At 64.7% G+C, this 17,193-nt stretch carries 16 protein-coding genes; 13 read left to right on the top strand and 3 right to left on the bottom strand.

The features are described from left to right. The first annotated feature begins 346 nt into the window (after nucleotides 1-346). The 10 genes from pstS to rnt all read left to right on the top strand — a co-directional run bounded on the left by pstS (nucleotide 347) and on the right by rnt (nucleotide 8,868). Nucleotides 347-1,435 carry a phosphate ABC transporter substrate-binding protein PstS gene (pstS, locus tag AC13FW_RS15415; RefSeq protein WP_481554790.1) on the top strand — a complete coding sequence of 363 codons (1,089 nt, stop codon included), beginning with the start codon at nucleotides 347-349 and terminating at the stop codon, nucleotides 1,433-1,435. Nucleotides 1,436-1,746: 311 nt separating this feature from the next. Continuing rightward, on the top strand, nucleotides 1,747-2,718 hold the full coding sequence (gene pstC, locus AC13FW_RS15410; protein WP_282272922.1) for a phosphate ABC transporter permease subunit PstC: 972 nt from the start codon (nucleotides 1,747-1,749) through the stop codon (nucleotides 2,716-2,718). Then, on the top strand, nucleotides 2,718-3,581 hold the full coding sequence (gene pstA / locus AC13FW_RS15405; protein ID WP_282272924.1) for a phosphate ABC transporter permease PstA: 864 nt from the start codon (nucleotides 2,718-2,720) through the stop codon (nucleotides 3,579-3,581). The genes pstC and pstA overlap by 1 nt, the downstream gene beginning before the upstream one ends. A 31-nt stretch (nucleotides 3,582-3,612) precedes the next feature. After that, nucleotides 3,613-4,443, top strand: a complete 831-nt coding sequence (gene pstB / locus AC13FW_RS15400; RefSeq protein ID WP_282272926.1) for a phosphate ABC transporter ATP-binding protein PstB — start codon at nucleotides 3,613-3,615, stop codon at nucleotides 4,441-4,443. A 155-nt stretch (nucleotides 4,444-4,598) separates the two neighbouring features. Further along, complete coding sequence (gene phoU / locus AC13FW_RS15395) at nucleotides 4,599-5,306, top strand: phosphate signaling complex protein PhoU (RefSeq protein ID WP_282272928.1); 708 nt, start codon at nucleotides 4,599-4,601, stop codon at nucleotides 5,304-5,306. Nucleotides 5,307-5,511: 205 nt separating this feature from the next. Continuing rightward, nucleotides 5,512-5,904: an RcnB family protein gene (locus AC13FW_RS15390; protein ID WP_482989663.1), complete on the top strand. Its 393-nt coding sequence runs from the start codon at nucleotides 5,512-5,514 to the stop codon at nucleotides 5,902-5,904. 139 nt (nucleotides 5,905-6,043) lie between these two features. Next, nucleotides 6,044-6,409 (top strand): HvfA family oxazolone/thioamide-modified RiPP metallophore, encoded by a 366-nt coding sequence (locus AC13FW_RS15385; protein ID WP_482989662.1) that lies wholly within the window; start codon nucleotides 6,044-6,046, stop codon nucleotides 6,407-6,409. Nucleotides 6,410-6,434: 25 nt separating this feature from the next. After that, nucleotides 6,435-7,253: an HvfB family MNIO-type RiPP peptide maturase gene (locus AC13FW_RS15380; RefSeq protein ID WP_482989661.1), complete on the top strand. Its 819-nt coding sequence runs from the start codon at nucleotides 6,435-6,437 to the stop codon at nucleotides 7,251-7,253. Then, a complete protein-coding gene (locus tag AC13FW_RS15375; protein WP_482989660.1) occupies nucleotides 7,246-8,013 on the top strand; it encodes an HvfC family RiPP maturation protein in 768 nt (255 codons plus the stop codon). The genes AC13FW_RS15380 and AC13FW_RS15375 overlap by 8 nt, the downstream gene beginning before the upstream one ends. A gap of 210 nt (nucleotides 8,014-8,223) precedes the next feature. Further along, nucleotides 8,224-8,868: a ribonuclease T gene (rnt, locus tag AC13FW_RS15370; protein ID WP_482989659.1), complete on the top strand. Its 645-nt coding sequence runs from the start codon at nucleotides 8,224-8,226 to the stop codon at nucleotides 8,866-8,868. Between the two features lie 12 nt (nucleotides 8,869-8,880). Here the strand turns inward: rnt and AC13FW_RS15365 are convergent, their stop codons facing one another. From AC13FW_RS15365 to AC13FW_RS15355, 3 genes are all read right to left on the bottom strand, one after another. Further along, nucleotides 8,881-9,681 carry a GGDEF domain-containing protein gene (locus AC13FW_RS15365; RefSeq protein WP_482989658.1) on the bottom strand — a complete coding sequence of 267 codons (801 nt, stop codon included), beginning with the start codon at nucleotides 9,679-9,681 and terminating at the stop codon, nucleotides 8,881-8,883. Nucleotides 9,682-10,064: 383 nt separating this feature from the next. Continuing rightward, the gene (locus AC13FW_RS15360) at nucleotides 10,065-11,465 is read right to left on the bottom strand and encodes an ATP-binding protein (RefSeq protein ID WP_482989657.1); all 1,401 of its coding nucleotides are present in this window, start codon (nucleotides 11,463-11,465) and stop codon (nucleotides 10,065-10,067) included. Beyond that, a complete protein-coding gene (locus tag AC13FW_RS15355) occupies nucleotides 11,462-12,190 on the bottom strand; it encodes a response regulator (protein ID WP_282272210.1) in 729 nt (242 codons plus the stop codon). The genes AC13FW_RS15360 and AC13FW_RS15355 overlap by 4 nt, the downstream gene beginning before the upstream one ends. 197 nt (nucleotides 12,191-12,387) lie before the next feature. Here AC13FW_RS15355 and AC13FW_RS15350 point away from each other — a divergent pair, with 197 nt between their 5' ends. From AC13FW_RS15350 to AC13FW_RS15340, 3 genes are read left to right on the top strand one after another with little or no spacing between them, the layout of a single operon-like run. Continuing rightward, nucleotides 12,388-13,734 (top strand): efflux RND transporter periplasmic adaptor subunit, encoded by a 1,347-nt coding sequence (locus AC13FW_RS15350; protein ID WP_296252535.1) that lies wholly within the window; start codon nucleotides 12,388-12,390, stop codon nucleotides 13,732-13,734. Next, the gene (locus AC13FW_RS15345) at nucleotides 13,731-15,683 is read left to right on the top strand and encodes a MacB family efflux pump subunit (RefSeq protein ID WP_482987570.1); all 1,953 of its coding nucleotides are present in this window, start codon (nucleotides 13,731-13,733) and stop codon (nucleotides 15,681-15,683) included. The genes AC13FW_RS15350 and AC13FW_RS15345 overlap by 4 nt, the downstream gene beginning before the upstream one ends. 8 nt (nucleotides 15,684-15,691) lie before the next feature. Further along, the gene (locus AC13FW_RS15340) at nucleotides 15,692-17,116 is read left to right on the top strand and encodes an efflux transporter outer membrane subunit (RefSeq protein ID WP_482989656.1); all 1,425 of its coding nucleotides are present in this window, start codon (nucleotides 15,692-15,694) and stop codon (nucleotides 17,114-17,116) included. The last annotated feature ends 77 nt before the right edge of the window (nucleotides 17,117-17,193 follow it).

Here is a 17,193-nt window from a genome sequence, read left to right as displayed (position 1 = left end):
TGCCGAGCGTGGCTCGGCACTACGCTGGGGCTCTATCGGTGAAGCCCCTGCCTAGCGTGGCTCGGCACTACACGGAGGCATGACCGGCGCAGCACCTGTAGAGCCGAGCCATGCTCGGCTGAGGCTCTACCGGTAAAGCCCCTGCCGAGCATGGCTCGGCACTACGGGGCATCGCCGGATAGCCCCACCTCCGGGTGACATTTCTGCCTTTCAGGGCACCATCCACCCATTGATTCTGTGAGCTTTTTCAGATTTTTTTCACGATGTAATCAGGTTGTAACAAAAACATCATTTCATAGCCGCATCCGCCGGCGATGCCGGCATTTACCCCGCTATGGAGTGACGCATGAAGCTGCACACGACCGGTCTTGCCGCCCTTTCGCTGGCCATCGCCCTGGGCCTGTCGGCCTGTGGTGACAAGGGTAACCAGGCCGCTTCCGGCCCAGACGCCGCGGGTGCCTCCGCAGCGGCCGCAGGTGACAAGGTTGCCGTTGAGATCTCCGGTGCCGGCGCATCGTTCATCTTCCCGCTGGTGTCCAAGTGGTCGGCCGACTACAACGCCGCGACCGGCGCCAAGATCAACTACCAGTCGATCGGCTCGGGTGGCGGTATCGCCCAGATCAAGGCCGGCACCGTCGACTTCGGCTCTTCGGACAAGCCGCTTTCCACCGAAGAACTCGCGCAGGCAGGCCTGGGCCAGTTTCCGTCGGCAATCGGCGGCGTGGTACCGGTGGTCAACCTGGAAGGCCTGCAGCCGGGCCAGCTGCGCCTGAGCGGCACCCTGCTGGCTGACATCTTCCTGGGCAAGATCAAGACCTGGAACGACAAGGCCATCGCCGATGCCAACCCGGGCGTGACCCTGCCCGACACCAAGATCACCCTGGTGCACCGCTCCGACGGTTCGGGCACCACCTTCAACTTCTCCAACTACCTGTCCAAGGTCAGCGGCGAGTGGAAGGAAAAGGTTGGCGAAGGCACCTCGGTGCAGTGGCCGGACGGCGTCGGTGGCAAGGGCAACGAAGGCGTTGCCTCCTACGTGCAGCAGATCAAGGGTTCGGTCGGTTACGTCGAGCTGGCCTACGCCCTGCAGAACAACATGCCGTATGCCTCGATGCAGAACGCCGCTGGCAGCTGGGTGCAGCCGACCGCCGAGACCTTTGCCGCCGCTGCTGCCAGCGCCGACTGGGCCAACGCCAAGGACTTCAACCTGGTGATCACCAACGCACCGGGCGCCAATGCATGGCCGATCACTGCCACCAACTTCATGCTGATGCACAAGCAGCCGAAGGATGCCAAGCGTAGCGCCGATACCCGCGCGTTCTTCAAGTGGGCCTTCGAGAATGGTCAGGCCCAGGCCAACGAGCTGCACTACGTGCCGCTGCCGGCGGAGCTGGTTACCCAGATCGAAGCCTATTGGGCTGCTGAGTTCAAGTGACGCAATGACGCGGGCGCACCGCAGGTGCGCCCGCCTTTGTCATTGCGTCATCCCCGCGCAGGCGGGGATCGCTCGTGATTCTGCTTATGTTGTTGCTGTTGCTGTTGCTGTTGTTGCTGCTCTTGCTCCGCCCTCGCTGTTGAAGCCACACGCACCATCAACAGCAAGAGCGATTCCCGCCTACGCGGGAATGACCGCTGAAAAGCGATCCCCGCCTTCGCGGGAATGACGAACAAAAGCAGAAGCGACGGCTAACCCCTCCAACGAGGGATTGATATTTCACCGCATCCACCTGGGCCCCTGCCGCTGCCATGAATGCCATTGCACCGTCCCTAGCTTCCTCGCCCACATCGCGCGACCTGCGTGACGCCCGCAACGAGCGTCTGTTCCGCTGGTTCCTGGTCGCCACCGTCATCTTCGTCCTGGTCGCCCTCGCCAGCGCCGCACTGTCCATGCTCTGGGGCGGCCGCCACGCGCTGCAGGAGCAAGGCCTTAGCTTCTTCTACTCCTCCGAGTGGAATCCAGTCGAGAACAAGTTCGGCGCGCTGGCACCGATCTACGGCACCATCGTCACCGCCCTGATCGCGATGTTGATCGCCGTGCCGGTGAGCTTCGGCATCGCCTTCTTCCTGACCGAAGTCGCGCCGCGCTGGCTGCGTGGCCCGGTTGGCACCGCCATCGAGCTGCTGGCAGGCATTCCGTCGATCATCTACGGCATGTGGGGCCTGTTCGTGCTGGTGCCGGTGATGACCGAATACGTCACTCCGTTCCTCAACGATCACATAGGTCCACTGCCGGTGATCGGCGCCTTGTTCCGCGGTCCGCCGTTGGGCATCGGCATGCTCACCGCCGGCTTCGTGCTGGCGATCATGGTCATCCCCTTCATCTCCTCGGTGATGCGTGAAGTCTTCCTCACCGTTCCCACCCGCCTGAAGGAATCGGCCTACGCGCTGGGTTCCACCAAGTGGGAAGTGAGCTGGGACATCGTGCTGCCTTACACCCGCTCTGCTGTCATCGGCGGCGTGTTCCTTGGCCTCGGCCGTGCGCTCGGCGAAACGATGGCGGTCGCTTTCGTGATCGGCAACAGCGTGCGTCTGACCCCCTCGCTGCTGGAGCCTGGCACCACCATCGCCGCACTGATCGCCAACGACTTCGGCGAAGCCACCGAGACCTACCGTTCGGCGCTGCTGCTGCTCGGCTTCGTGTTGTTCATCGTCACCTTCGTGGTGCTGGCACTGGCCCGCCTGATGCTGATGCGCCTGTCCCGCAAGGAGGGCAACTGATGTCCGCTTCCGCTGATTCGCTGTACCTGCGCCGTCGCGTCGTCAATGTCGTGGCCCTGTTCATGGGTTGTGCGACCGCCTTGTTCGGTCTGTTCTTCCTCGGCTGGATCCTGTGGACGCTGCTGTCCAAGGGCCTGCCGGGCATCAACCTGAATCTTTTCACCAAGATGACGCCGCCGCCGATGCAGGAAGGCGGCCTGCTCAATGCCTTCTTCGGCAGCGCGGTGATGTGTGCGATGGCGATCGGCATCGGCACGCCGCTGGGCGTCGCCGCGGGCACCTGGCTGGCCGAGTACGGCAACGCCCGCAAGGCCGGCACCGTGGTCCGCTTCGTCAATGACATCCTGCTGTCGGCACCGTCGATCGTGCTCGGCCTGTTCGTCTACACGCTGTACGTGATGCAGACCGGCGGCCAGTTCTCGGCATTTGCAGGCGCGCTGTCGCTGGCCTTCATCGTGCTGCCGGTGGTGATCCGCACCACCGACGAAATGCTGCGCCTGGTACCGGTGCAGATGCGCGAAGCCGCGTTGGCTCTCGGTGTGCCGCAATGGAAGGTGATCATGCAGGTGCTGTACCGCAGCGCCATGGCCGGCATCGTCACCGGCATCCTGCTGGCGCTGGCCCGCATCTCCGGCGAAACCGCGCCGCTGCTGTTCACCGCCTTCGGCAACCAGTACTGGAACAGCAACGTCATGCAGCCAATGGCCTCGGTGCCGGTGGTGATGAACCAGTTTGCCGGCAGCCCGTATGAATCCTGGCAGGTGTTGGCTTGGGCAGGCGCCCTGGTGCTGACCGTGTTCGTCCTGCTGGTCAGCCTCTCCGCGCGCGGCCTGCTGCTGCGTAACCGCATCTCGAACGATTGAACTTAAACGATTGATTGCCATGGACCTTCCCATGAACGACCTCAGCAACGCCGTACCGATGCAGCGCATCAACGTGCCCGCCGCCAACCAGTCGCTGCATACCCCGGCGCCGGTCAAGCTGGCTGCACGCGGCCTGGACTTCTACTACGACAAGTTCCATGCGCTGAAGAGCATCAACCTGGAGATTCCGGAAAAGCGTGTCACCGCGCTGATCGGCCCCTCCGGTTGCGGCAAGTCCACCCTGCTGCGCATCTTCAATCGCATCTACGCGCTGTATCCCAAGCTGGAAGCGCGCGGCGAAGTGTTGCTGGACGGTGAGAACATCCTCTCGCCCAAGTACCCGATGAACCGCCTGCGTTCCAAGGTGGGCATGGTGTTCCAGAAGCCGGTGCCGTTCCCGATGACCATTTTCGAGAACGTCGCCTACGGCATCCGCCACCACGAGAAGCTGTCCAAGGCCGACATGGCCGTGCGCGTCGAGCAGGCACTGCGCCAGGGCGCGCTGTGGGACGAAGTGAAGGACAAGCTCAACCAGAGCGCGTTGGGCCTGTCCGGTGGCCAGCAGCAGCGTCTGTGCATCGCCCGCGCCGTGGCCCTGCGCCCGGACGTGCTGCTGCTCGATGAGCCGACCTCGGCGCTGGACCCGATCTCCACCAGCCGCATCGAGCAGCTGGTCGAAGAGCTGAAGAACGATTACACCATCGCCATCGTCACCCACAACATGCAGCAGGCCGCGCGCGTGTCCGACTACACCGCCTTCATGTACCTGGGCGACCTGATCGAGCACGACCGCACCGAAACCATCTTCTCCAACCCCTCCAAGCAGCAGACCGAGGACTACATCACCGGTCGCTTCGGCTGAGGCTGGCGCAGGCAGACCATGCAAGGGTCCGCCGCCCGCTGGACGCCTGGCCAAGGATGGCCGGGCCGCACTCCGAAGCCAGATGTACGCCATGGATGGCAACGCAGCTACCGAACGAATGCAGTCCCACCCGAACCGTCTCCAGCGAGCATTCCATGAATCTTCCCAACGACCACATCGTCAAGAGCTATGACGAAGAACAGCAGCGACTGGTAACCGAGATCGTGCGCATGGGCGAAATGTCCGTTGCCCAGCTCGAAGCCGCGCTGGACGTGATCGAACGCCGCGACGAGAAGGCCGCGCAGCGCATCGTCGCCAACGACGAGGCCATCGACCAGCTCGAGCAGCAGATCAGCCACGACGTGATGCGCCTGGCGCTGCGTGGGCCGATGGCCCGCGACCTGCGCGAGATCCTCGCCGGCCTGCGTATCCCCGCCGACATCGAACGCATCGGCGACTATGCCGCCAACGTCGCCAAGCGCTCCATCGCGCTGGCCGCGGTGCCGCCACTGCCGCAGATCCAGGGCGTGCGCGCACTCGGCCGGCTCGCCGCGCAGCAGGTCCGCCGCGCGATGGAAGCCTATCGCGACAACGATGCCGAGGCGGCGCTGAGCCTGCGCGCCGACGACGCGCGTCTGGACGCCCAGTACACCGCGCTGTTCCGCGAGTTGCTGACCTACATGATGGAAGACCCGCGCAACATCACCCCGTGCACGCACCTGCTGTTCATGGCCAAGAACCTGGAGCGTATCGGCGACCACGCCACCAACATCGCCGAGAACGTATGGTTCCTGGTACACGGTGATGCGCCGCTGCCGCCGCGCGAGAAGCGCGACGAAACCAGCACCGTCGATCACGCCTGATCGACGGTTGTCCGGCCGCTGCCTGCATGCGCAGCGGCCGCGCTGCCATCCTGTCCGCATCAGCCCGCTGCACCTCGTCGTGGCGGGCTGATACAGACTGGTACAAAGCGACACCGTGCAGCCGGTGTTTTTAATCAGTCATTCACGCATTTTTTCCGAGCATGGACTCGTCCGCAGCACTCCCGCCGCGCACTGAGGAATTGCCATGAAGCGTATCGCTGCCACCCTCCTGGGTCTGTCCCTGTTCGCCTCCGGTGCCGCCCTTGCCGGCCCAGCGCAGGATCGTGACCGCGACGACATTCGTCGCGACAAGTCGGCCCACAGTGCTGACCAGCACGCCCAAGGCCATCGCACCAGCACACCTGCACCGGCCGCGCACAACAGCGCCCGCCACGCATCCAGCAACAGCGCGCACCATGTCCCACGCAAAGGCGAGCGCCTGCCGCAGAACCAGCGCGGCAACCGTATTGCCGATTACAGCAAGCATGGCCTGCGTCGGCCCGGGCGTGGCAACGAATGGCGCAAGGTCGATGACCGCTATGTGTTGATGGCAGTCGCCACCGGGCTCATCATCGATATCGTCAGCGGCCATCGCTGATCACCATCGCCAGCTGAACCAACACGGGCCCCAAGTGGGCCCGTTGCCATTCCAACGGTGGCAAGGTCACGCCATTGCGCCGGACCGCTTGCTAAGCTCCAGCCTCCCCCCGGCCCAACCACCACCGGAGACACCATCAATGGCCATCGACATCCGCAAGTCCACCACGCTCGCCCTGGGCGCCGCCCTGCTCGGCGGCATGGCGGCCCCTGCTTTTGCCATGACCGACCTGGCCCAGGGCTATGCCCTCGGTGCCAGCACCCAGACCCCACCAACCACCGAAGCACAAGCGGCTACCGCTACCGCGCAAAGCACCGATGCTGCCGCCAAGCAGAAGGCCGAGAGCAAGTGCGGCGAAGGCAAATGTGGCGAAGGCAAGTGCGGTGCCGACAAGGACAAGCCCAGGACCGATGCCGCCAAGGTTGATGGCGAAGCAGCCGCAGGTGCCGACAAAGCCAAGGCCGAAGGCAAATGTGGTGAGGGCAAGTGTGGCGGTAAGCACTAAGCCCTGCACACCACCCCACCAGCGCATGCCCGCCCAGGCCAGCGCTGGCCTGGGCCTGCGGCGCTCGCTGCTCGACGCCTTGCAGGCTGCACCGGCCGGCGCATTCGATTTTCTCGAATGCGCCCCGGATAACTGGATCGGGGTTGGCGGCAGCCTGGGCGAAGCGCTGTCCGCACTGTCGCAGCAACATCCGCTGAGTTGTCATGGCCTGTCGCTGTCGCTGGGCGGCCCCGCCCCGTTGGACCTGGAATTCCTTGCACGGACGCGGCGCTTCCTCGACCAGCACCAGGTCGCCCTCTACAGCGAACACCTGAGCTGGTGCACGGATGACGGCCATCTCTACGAGCTGCTGCCGCTGCCGTTCACCGATGAAGCCGTGCGCCATGTGGCCGCGCGCATCCGCCAGACACAGGACATCCTGGGCCGTCGCATCGCCGTGGAAAATGCCTCCTACTACGCTGTACCTGCGGCGGACATGGACGAGGCGGACTTCATCAACGCCGTGCTGGACGAGGCCGATTGCGATCTGCTGCTGGACGTCAACAATGTCTACGTCAACGCCATCAACCATGGCTATGACGCCCGCACCTTTCTTGCACGCCTGCCCTCGCAACGCATTGCCAGTTACCACGTTGCCGGCCATCACGACGAAGCCGAAGACCTGAAGATCGACACCCATGGCATGCCGGTCAAGGACGATGTCTGGGCACTGCTGGCCGATGCCTACACCATGCATGGCGTGCGCCCCACCCTGCTGGAACGCGACTTCAACTTCCCGCCACTGCCTGAACTGCTTGAAGAACTGACACGTATCCGCCAGTTGCAGCAGGCCGCCCATGGCTGAGTCACTGCGTGAGATGCAGATGCGCTTTGCCGCACACCTGCGTGATCCGTTGCAACAGCCTGCTCCGGCGAGTATCGATTACACGCGCATGCAGGTGTATCGCGAGCTGTACTTCAACAATATCCAGAGTCTGCTGGCCGCGAATTTTCCGGTAATCACACGCACCTTGGGTGAATCGCGCTGGCAGCAACTGGTGCGCGTTTTTTGTCGCGAGCATCGCGCGCGCACGCCGTTGTTCCCGGAGATCGGCCAGGAATTCATTGCCTTTCTGGACAGTCAGCCGGTCGATCCGCAAGCGCCCTGGTTGCTGGAACTGGCGCATTACGAATGGATCGAACTGGCGCTGAAAATCAGCGACGAGCCGCTGCCTGCGCATGATCCTGGTGGTGACCTGCTGGCTGCCAGCCCGGTCTGTTCGCCCAGCTGCCGTGCCTTGGCCTACCAGTGGCCGGTGCATCGGATTGGTCTGGAATATCAGCCCAGTGAGCCACCGTTACAGCCAACTTTGTTGCTGGCCCGGCGCGAGGCTCATGGAAACATCGTGTTCTCCGAACTTTCGCCGATGCTGTACCGGTTGTTGGAGAGGCTGGAGCAGTTTCCCGAGCTCAGCGGGCTTGAGCAGCTGCGGGCGTTGGCGGCCGAGGCAGGTACACCGGCGGATGCTGCTTTCGTCAGCAATGGCACGGCAATGCTGCAGCAACTGCGGGATAAGGGCTGTCTGCTGGGCAGCTTGGCCCCCTCCCTTGCGCCGAAGGCGTAGGGGAGGGTTGGCTCTCAGGCATTGCCGGGAATGCCCCTGTAGAGCCGAGCCATGCTCGGCTGAGGCTCTACCGGTAAAGCCCTTGCCGAGCATGGCTCGGCACTACGCGGTAAAGCCCTTGCCGAGCATGGCTCGGCACTACGGCCTCCTGATAGCGCTTGCAGCCTGCCGCTGACGCGGCCACTTGACCCGCTCTGCTACCCTATTGCGATGAACGAACTTGCTGAACCCTCGGTCCCCCGCCCTGCTTTCACGCCGATGGCGCAACGCTTCCGTGGCTTCCTGCCGGTGGTGGTGGATGTGGAAACGGGCGGCTTTGACTGCAATCGCCACGCCCTGCTTGAGATCGCCACCGTGCCGGTGGAGATGGACGAGAACGGCCTGCTCTACCCCGGCCAGACCGCCAGTGCGCATGTGATCCCGGCCGAAGGCACCGAAATCGATCCCAAATCGCTGGAAGTCACCGGCATCGTGCTCGACCACCCGTTCCGCCTCGCCAAGCCCGAGCGCGATGCCTTGGAGCATGTGTTCGCACCGGTGCGTGCGGCGATGAAGAAGTACAACTGCCAGCGCGCGATCCTGGTCGGCCACAACGCGCATTTCGACCTGAATTTCGTCAACGCCACCGTCGCCCGCAGCGGCCACAAGCGCAACCCGTTCCATCCGTTCAGCGTGTTCGACACGGTGACGCTTGCCGGCGTGGCTTACGGTCAAACCGTGCTGGCCCGCTCGGTACAGGCGGCTGGCTTCGAGTGGGATGCCAGTGAAGCGCACAGCGCGGTATACGACACCGAACAGACCGCGCGCCTGTTCTGCAAGATCGTCAACGCCTGGCCAACCGCGCCCGGCCGCTGAGCTGCACGATCATCAGGCCGCGCAGGTCCTTGCGCGGCCTTCCTTCTTTGCCTGCGCCAATGCGTTCTTGGCACGCTGATAGAACAGCACCGGCGCCTGGTCGTCTTCGCCGAGCTGCACAACGCCAGCACTGAAACTGACCTTGATATCACCGGCCTCATGGCCGCCCCACTCCGCGTACTGACCAAACAGACGCTGCAGGCGCTGGCAGGCGATCTCGGCCTCGGGCAACGCGGTATCGGCCAATAGCACGGCAAATTCCTTGTTGCCCAACCGTGCCGGCATGTCGGATGCACGCAGGCTGCGTCGCATCAGATCGCCTACCTCGCACAGCACCAGGTCACCCACCGCACGCGACCACTCGGCATTGATCTGCTTGAGGTGATCGATGCTCAGTACCACCAGGCTCAAGGAACGCCCGGTACGACGCGCTGCCGCCATGTCACGCGCCAGCACGTCATCGAAGGCACGGCGGTTGGGCAGGCCACTGAGATCATCCTCATTGGCCAAGCGCTCGAACGCTTCGGCCTGCTCGCGCAGCCGCTGTTCCAGCTGCGCCTTCTCCAGCAGGGCGACTTCCAGCCTGCCGTTCTGCTGCTGCAGCTGTTCGGATCGAGCATGCTCCTGCGCGGCGAGCTGCTGGGCCTGGCCACGTTGCTGCCTGAGCTGAAGCGCCAGCCACAACACCAGCACGAGCAACAGCAGACACAGGCCGGCGAGCAGGCCGGGCAGCGGCAATACCGCCAGCGACGGCGGGAAACCTTCGACTCCGCCCTGCGCCCAGGCAGGTGCCGCAGCAACGCCTGCCAACACGCTCAGCGCTGCCAGACATCGTTTTGCAAAGACCCTCGCCCTGCCCGACGTCGCGCGCATCCCCATCCCCGACCGGGTTACCGGATTCTTCTCTGCTGCCATCGTTCATGCCCCAAACTGGTGTGGCGATACTAGCAAACAGAGGCCTTGTTGCAGGGATGAGCGAGCGCTGGCAGCAGGGATTTCCGCCAGAGTGTGATTGGTGGTGTGAAAGCCTAGCGCCCCCGCTGTTGTGGGAGCGGCGTCAGCCGCGAAGCTGGCTATCCGCCAGACTCAAGCAATAGTTTCCTGCGCTCGACATACCAATGATGGTTTGCCTTCGCTCACGCCGGATGTATCTGTTGCTTCGCGGCTGACGCCGCTCCTACAACAGCCCAGCGCCGCTAGGCGCTGGCCGGCCACTGCGGCGCTTCCCACCGAACGATGGCTTCCAGACCGCCTTCGGGGTGATTGCGCAGGATCAAGCTTGCACCGTCCTTCTCTGCCAGTGCACGGGCGATGGTCAGGCCCAGGCCAGCGCCGCCGGTCTCGCGTGAGCGCGAGGTTTCCAGGCGCAGGAACGGGGTGAACACGGCTTCGAGTTCGTCCTCGGCCAGCCCCGGCCCATGGTCACGCACCCGCACCTCGACTGCATCGCCATCGCGGCGTGCACTGACATGCGCGGCGCGGCCATACTTCACCGCGTTGTCGACCAGATTGGAGAACAAACGCCGCATCGCCAACGGCCGCAGCATCAGCACCGCCCCGCTCCCCTGCTCCAGCACCGCATCATGACCAGACTCGGCGACGTCCTCGACCACGCTTTCCAGCAGCGAGTCCAGATCGAGCGCCGCACGTTGCTCGGCACTCTCGGCACTGCGAGCAAGATCCAATCCCTCGCGAATCAAGGCCTGCATCGCGGCAAGATCGCCGATCAGGCGCTCACGCAATTGTTCGTCCTGCACGTTTTCCAGCCGCAGGCGCAGCCGCGTCGATGGCGTCTGCAGGTCGTGGGTGATCGCCGCCAGCATCTGCGTGCGTTCGCTCAGATGGCGCTGCAGACGCTTCTGCATGGCATTGAAGGCTTCGGCAGCACGCTGCACTTCCAAGGGTCCGCTGACCGGCAGCGGTTCGCGCTGCAGGTCATGGCCAAGCTCGGTGGCGTGGTTCGCCAATCGCTGCAATGGCGAACTGGCGATGCGCGCAACCACATAGGCCAGCAGGCCAATCGCCAATGCCAGCAACGACAGGAACCACGGGTCAAATGCCGCGCCGCTGCGCCTCGCCACCGCCGGGTATTCCAGCGCCAGCCGCAGCGGCGTGCCGTCAGTGAGCTTCAGTTCCACCAGGCGACAGCGCGGTGGGGTGAATGCCGGGTCGCGCTCACGTGGGTGCTGTGATCGCTGTCCGCGCCCCGGTGGTGGCAGGAATTCCGGCAGCGGCGGCATGCAGGAGCGGAAACTGGTCGCGCGCACCTGCGCATTGGCGACTGCACCACCGCGTGCCGCCAGCACCGCCATCAGGGCCTCGTCCACATCGCCGACGCGGAAGTCGCCTTTCACCTCACGCACATTGGGTCCGCCCACCGCCAGCAGGCGGCTGCGCAGCTCCGGGTTGCCGTCCAGCAGATTGACGAAGCCCTGCAGACGGTCGGCGATACGCGCAAGGTTCTGCCGCTCGAATTCCTGCTGGCGCCGGCTCTCGGCCAGCAATGTCGCGCCAATCGCCGCCACCATCATGCCGACCAGCAGGATGACGAACAGCCGCCCGGCCATCGACGACAGGAACAGGCGCAGCCGCTTCATTCCAGCGTCACCGCGCTGGCGAACACATAGCCCTCGTTGCGCACCGTCTTGATCAGGCCGTCGGCACCACCAGCATCAGCCAGCTTCTGCCGCAGGCGGCTGATCTGCAGGTCGATGGCACGGTCCTGCGATTCGTAGTTGCGACCGCTGCTCAGCGACACCAACTGCTCACGCGACAACACCTTGTTGGCATGCGCCACCAGCACCCGCAGCAGGCGGAACTCGGCCCCCGACAACATCACCACGCGCTTGGCCGGATCAACCAGATGCCGGTGTTCCAGATCGAATACCCAGCCGGAGAACAGCGCCCGGCGCATCGCCAGCGGTTCCATGTTGGTCGGCAAGGCCTCGGTCCGGCGCAGCACGTTGCGGATGCGTGCCAGCAGCTCGCGCGGCTCGAAGGGCTTGGCCAGGTAATCATCGGCGCCCATTTCCAGCCCCAGCACGCGATCGATCGGTTCGCTGCGTGCGGTGAGCATGATCACCGGCGTGGTCGAACGCACCCGCAATTCGCGGCACAACGCCAAGCCGTCTTCGCGCGGCAGGTTCAGGTCAAGCACGATCAGGTCGATGTGCTCGCGCGCCAGTACCTGGCGCATCTGGTTGCCATCGGCCGCCGTGCTCACGGCATAGCCGGCCCGGCCCAGTTGCTCGGCCAGCAGGCTGCGGATGTCACTGTCGTCGTCTACCACCAACAAGCGGTGCAAGGTCTGTATGTCCGTCATGGGGCAATGATCCATGCTAGCGGATCGTCGTGCGCGGCCGCAGTGTATCCACAGGTATCAACGCCCGCACTTGATACACGCCGATACATTGCTGGCTGAACCTGATACATGCCGACACACACTGTGCCTTGAGGCTGAACAGGGTGCTGACCACACTGGCATCAACGCCGCACGCTGCGGCCCAGCCTGAGTGCCTGATCACCGTGAAGCTGCTGCCCTCCTCCCGCCGCAACCGCATCCTGCTTGCCGCTGCCATCGTCGCCCTGATCGCCGGCGGCGTGTTCTGGGCCACGCGCAAGCCCGCTACTCCTTCGATGGCCACCTCGCCGGTCAGCCGTGGCGATCTGGAACAGACGGTCGACGCCACCGGCGTCATCGATGCCTACAAGCTGGTCAGCGTCGGTGCGCAGGCTTCGGGCCAGATCAAGGTGCTGAAGGTGCAGCTGGGTGATGTGGTCAAGCAGGGCGACCTGATCGCCGAGATCGACTCGGTAACCCAGGAGAACAGCCTGAAGAATGCTGAGGCGGCGCTGGAGAACATCCGCGCCCAGCGTGCGGTGCAGACCGCCTCGCTGAAGGAATCCGAGCTGGCCTTCGCCCGCCAGAAGGAGATGCTGGCCGCCGAAGCCACCTCGCGCGCCGACTACGAGTCGGCCGAAGCCAACCTGGCCAGCACCCGCGCGCAGATCCGTGCGCTCGACGCACAGATCCGCCAGCGCGAAACCGAACTGGGCACCGCCCAGGCCAACCTCGGCTATACCCGTATCACCGCGCCCATCGACGGCACCGTGGTCGCGGTGGTTGCCGAAGAAGGCCGTACCGTCAACGCCAACCAGTCCGCACCGACCATCGTCAAGCTGGCGCGGCTGGACCTGGTCACCGTGAATGCCGAGATTTCCGAAGCCGACGTGGTCAAGGTCAAGCCCGGCATGCCGGTGTACTTCACCATCCTCGGCAATCCGGACCACAAGTACGAAGCCAAGCTGCGCACGGTGAACCCGGCGCCGGCCTCGATCAGCACCGACAGCACCAGCTCCAGCAGTTCTTCCTCGTCCAGCTCCAGCACCGCCGTGTACTACAACGCGCTGTTCGACGTCGAGAACCCGGACGGCACGCTGCGCATCGACATGACCGCGCAGGTCTCGGTGATGCTGGCCCAGGCCAAGGACGCGCTGTTGATTCCCACCGTCGCGCTCGGCCCCAAGGTGCCGGAAGGCGGCCGTGGCCCCGGCGCGACTGCCGCCAATGGCGAGCAGCGCGCCGCCCGCGGCAAGCAGGAAGGCCAGCGCCAGCAGCGCCGCCAGCCGGATGCCGCCGCACTGGCCAAGAGCAACAGCTACGTGGTCCGCGTGGTCAACAAGGACGGGCAGCCCGAGCCGCGCACGATCAAGGTCGGCCTCAACAACGGCTCCAACGTCGAAGTACTGGAAGGCCTGAAGGAAGGCGAGCTGGTCGTGGTCGGCGAAGTCACTGCCGGCGAGAAATCCAGCAGCAGCAACCAGCGCGGCCCGATGGGCCCGATGATGGGTGGCCCGCGCCGATGAGCCAGCCACTGCTGCAACTGCGCGACCTGCGTCGCGAGTTCCCGGCCGGCGAGGACACCATCGCCGTGCTCAAGGACGTCAACCTCGACATCCATGCCGGCGAGATGGTCGCCATCGTCGGCCAGTCCGGTTCGGGCAAGTCGACGCTGATGAACATCCTCGGCTGCCTGGACCGCCCCACCGTGGGCTCGTATAAAGTGGCCGGCCGCGAAACCGGGCGCATGCAACCGGACGAACTGGCCGAGCTGCGCCGTGAACATTTTGGTTTCATCTTCCAGCGCTATCACCTGCTGGGCGATCTGGACGCACGCGGCAACGTGGAAGTGCCGGCAATCTACGCCGGCACCCCGCACGAGGCACGGCGCGAACGGGCTGAAGCCCTGCTCACCCGCCTTGGCCTGAGCGACCGCATGGGCCACAAGCCCGGCCAGCTGTCCGGCGGCCAGCAGCAGCGCGTGTCCATCGCGCGTGCGCTGATGAACGGTGGCGAGGTGATCCTCGCCGACGAACCCACCGGCGCGCTGGACAGCGCATCGGGCGAGGAAGTGATGAACATCCTCGGCGAGCTGCATGCCGAAGGCCAGACCATCATCATCGTCACCCACGACATGCACGTAGCCGAGCACGCCCAGCGCATCATCGAGATCCGCGATGGCGAGATCATCGCCGACCGCCGCAACGACAAGGTGCCGGCACTGCAGACGCAGCAGCGCACCGAGCCCGTGCGCGCCGGTGGCAGCGCCTTCCAGGCCGCCCGTGATCGCTTCGTCGAAGCTTTCCGCATGGCCTTGCTGGCAATGAACGCGCACCGCCTGCGTACCTTCCTGACCATGCTCGGCATCATCATCGGCATCGCCTCGGTGGTGTCGGTGGTGGCGATGGGCAATGGCTCGCAGCAGCAGATCCTGCAGAACATTTCCTCGCTGGGCACCAATACCATCGACGTCTACCCGGGCCGTGGCTTCGGCGACATGCGCTCGGCCCGCGTGCAGACGTTGAAAAGCAGCGATGCCGAAGCATTGGCCACGCAGAGTTACATCGACAGCGTCACCCCCAGCGTGTCCAGTTCGGTGACCGCGCGGGTCGGCAACAAGGCTGCCTCGGCACAGGTTGCCGGTATTGGCGACCAGTACTTCCGGGTCAAGGGCATGACCCTGGTCAGCGGTCGCTACTTCGACGAAAGCGAGGTAAAGGGCCTGGCACAGGTCGTGGTGATCGACGAGAACACACGTACCCAGCTGTTCGGCAGTGATGATCCGCTGGGCAAGGTGGTGCTGCTGGGCAATGTGCCGGCTCGGGTGATCGGCGTGGCCAAGCGCCAGTCGATGGGCTTTGGTGGCAGCACCAATCTCAGCGTCTGGGTGCCCTACACCACGGTGATGGCGCGCATGCTGGGGCAGACCTACCTGAGCAGCATCACCCTGCGGGTCAAGGACGACACGCCGATGGATGCCGCGCAATCGGCGATCACCAAACTGTTGACCCTGCGCCACGGCACCGAGGACTTCTTCCTCAGCAATACCGCCGAGATCCGCGAGACCATCGAGTCCACCACCAAGACCATGACCTTGTTGATCGGTGCGATCGCCGCAATTGCACTGGTGGTCGGCGGCATCGGGGTGATGAACATCATGCTGGTGTCGGTGACCGAACGTACCCGCGAGATCGGCGTGCGCATGGCCGTGGGTGCGCGGCAAAGCGACATCCGCCAGCAGTTCCTGATCGAGGCGGTATTGGTCTGCCTGCTCGGCGGCGTGCTGGGCATCGCGCTGGCGCTGTCGATCGGCTGGGCCTTCCAGACCTTTGGCGCGAGCTTCACCCTGCTGTTCTCCACCGGCTCGATCATTGCCGCCTTCGCCTGCTCGACCCTGATCGGCGTGGCGTTCGGTTTCCTGCCGGCCCGCAACGCCGCCCAGCTCGACCCGGTCGAGGCCTTGGCCCGCGAATGAAGATGACCATGAAAGCACTCCGTCCCCTGCTGCTCTCCGCCGCCCTGACCGCTGCCTTGGCCGGCTGCGCCACCACGCCCAGCGCCGACCCTGCTGCCGACCTGCGCGTGCCCAACGTCTATGGACGCGGCGATGCCGCTGCCAATGCGCCGGTGCAGGCCATCGCGCATGAAGTGACCGCACCGGTTACCGATGTGCATGCAGATGCCTGGTGGCAGGGCTTCGCCGATCCGAACCTGGACCAGCTGATCGAACGCGTACTGGCCAGCAACACCGACATGGCCTCGGCCGGTTTGAAGCTGGAACGTGCCCGCGCCCAGGCAGGACTGGCCTCCGCCGACCTGTGGCCACAGGCCAGCGGCTCGGTCAGCGCCAACAGCAGCCGCAGTACCGACAGCAGCGACGACTGGTCGCGCAACCACAGCGCCAGCGTGTCGCTGGGCTGGGAGCTGGACCTGTGGGGCAAGCTGCGCGGCCAGCGCGATATCGCCCAGTGGGAAGCGCAGGCCACCGCGCAGGACCTGCAGAGCACCGCGCTCACGCTTGTTGGCCAGAGCACCGAGCTGTACTGGCAGTTGGGCTATCTCAACCAGGCGATCGCCACCGGTCAGGCCAATCTTGAGCGCCTGCAGCGCACAGCTTCCCTGGTGCAGGCACAGTTCGATGCGGGCGGCGTATCGCGGCTGGAAGTTCGCCAAGCGCAACAGAACATCGAGAGTCAGAAGGCCGCACAGTCGCAGCTGGAACAGCAACGGGTGGAAACCCGCAATGCCTTGACCGTGCTGCTCGATGGCCAGCCCTGGCCGCTGGCGAACGAGCCGCAGAACCTTGATGTCGCGCAGAGCCCGGCCCTGGTCGAAGGCATGCCGGCCGAGTTGCTTGCACGCCGGCCCGACCTGCGTGCTGCCGAGTTGCGCCTGCGACAGTCGCTGAAGAGCATCAAGGTGACCGCCACCAGCTACTACCCCAGCCTGAGCCTGAGCGGTTCGGTTGGCAGCTCCAGCAGCTCGTTGGAGGATGTACTGACCAATCCGGTGGCGACGCTGGGCGCTGGCTTGAGCCTGCCATTCCTGAAATTCCGGCAGATGCAGCTGGACATCAAATCGGCCGATCTTTCCTACCAGATCGCCGCCAATGATTTCCGGCGCACGCTGTATACCGCGCTGTCGGAAGTGGACAACGCCTTGTCGGCACGCACCCGCCTCGCGGAGCAGGTCGCTGCGGCGCAGGCCTCGTATGACGAGGCGGTGGAGATCGCGCGCTTGTACGAGGTGCGTTATCGCGCGGGTGCTACGGATCTGCGTACCTGGCTTGAAGCGGAGCAGACCCGCCGTAACGCCGAGCTGTCGCTGGCGCAGACCAAGCGCAGCCAGCTGGTGAACGATGTGACGCTGTACAAGGCGTTGGGTGGTGGGGCAATGACGAGCCAGTAAACCTGCTTAAGCCCCTCTCCCGCATGCGGGAGAGGGGTTGGGGTGAGGGAAAGCTCCTGGCAAAGCAACGTCAAAAG

This window comes from Stenotrophomonas sp. 21LCFQ19 (assembly GCF_056861425.1).
The sequence above is the reverse complement of the archived record's forward strand: the minus strand, read 5'-3'. Positions and strand labels throughout refer to the sequence as shown.

Bases quoted from the DNA above. Each gene is read 5' to 3' on its own strand.
- pstS (WP_481554790.1), top strand. From the start codon at position 347: ATGAAGCTGCACACGACCGGTCTTGCCGCCCTTTCGCTGGCCATCGCC.
- pstC (WP_282272922.1), top strand. From the start codon at position 1,747: ATGAATGCCATTGCACCGTCCCTAGCTTCCTCGCCCACATCGCGCGAC.
- pstA (WP_282272924.1), top strand. From the start codon at position 2,718: ATGTCCGCTTCCGCTGATTCGCTGTACCTGCGCCGTCGCGTCGTCAAT.
- pstB (WP_282272926.1), top strand. From the start codon at position 3,613: ATGAACGACCTCAGCAACGCCGTACCGATGCAGCGCATCAACGTGCCC.
- phoU (WP_282272928.1), top strand. From the start codon at position 4,599: ATGAATCTTCCCAACGACCACATCGTCAAGAGCTATGACGAAGAACAG.
- AC13FW_RS15390 (WP_482989663.1), top strand. From the start codon at position 5,512: ATGAAGCGTATCGCTGCCACCCTCCTGGGTCTGTCCCTGTTCGCCTCC.
- AC13FW_RS15385 (WP_482989662.1), top strand. From the start codon at position 6,044: ATGGCCATCGACATCCGCAAGTCCACCACGCTCGCCCTGGGCGCCGCC.
- AC13FW_RS15380 (WP_482989661.1), top strand. From the start codon at position 6,435: ATGCCCGCCCAGGCCAGCGCTGGCCTGGGCCTGCGGCGCTCGCTGCTC.
- AC13FW_RS15375 (WP_482989660.1), top strand. From the start codon at position 7,246: ATGGCTGAGTCACTGCGTGAGATGCAGATGCGCTTTGCCGCACACCTG.
- rnt (WP_482989659.1), top strand. From the start codon at position 8,224: ATGAACGAACTTGCTGAACCCTCGGTCCCCCGCCCTGCTTTCACGCCG.
- AC13FW_RS15360 (WP_482989657.1), bottom strand. From the start codon at position 11,465: ATGAAGCGGCTGCGCCTGTTCCTGTCGTCGATGGCCGGGCGGCTGTTC.
- AC13FW_RS15355 (WP_282272210.1), bottom strand. From the start codon at position 12,190: ATGACGGACATACAGACCTTGCACCGCTTGTTGGTGGTAGACGACGAC.
- AC13FW_RS15345 (WP_482987570.1), top strand. From the start codon at position 13,731: ATGAGCCAGCCACTGCTGCAACTGCGCGACCTGCGTCGCGAGTTCCCG.
- AC13FW_RS15340 (WP_482989656.1), top strand. From the start codon at position 15,692: ATGAAAGCACTCCGTCCCCTGCTGCTCTCCGCCGCCCTGACCGCTGCC.